The following is a 259-nucleotide window of genomic DNA, read 5'->3' as shown; positions in this document are numbered from 1 at the left end:
ACACCTGCAGGCCATTCTTGAGCATGTACTGGACGAAACTGTTGGTCGCGCTCAGGTCGAAGATGTAGAACTTGTTGATTTGCGGCGGCACCACCAGCAGGGGGCGGGTGTGCTGCTTTTCACTCATCGGCTGGTACTGGATCAGCTCCAGCAACTCGTTGCGAAACACCACGGCGCCTGGGGTTGCCGCCACATTGCCGCCCACCTCGAAGGCGCGCTCGTCGACCTGGCGAGGCAGGCCGTCGTTGTGGCGCAGATC

At 61.4% G+C, this 259-nt stretch carries 1 pseudogene; it reads right to left on the bottom strand.

The features are described from left to right. A pseudogene (locus SB772_RS42760) lies at positions 1-259 on the bottom strand (class II poly(R)-hydroxyalkanoic acid synthase); the annotation flags it as partial.

Source organism: Paraburkholderia sp. SIMBA_030, from assembly GCF_046535245.1.
Lineage (GTDB): Bacteria > Pseudomonadota > Gammaproteobacteria > Burkholderiales > Burkholderiaceae > Paraburkholderia.
Note: the sequence above shows the minus strand (reverse complement) of the source record. Positions and strands in the feature narration are given on the sequence as shown.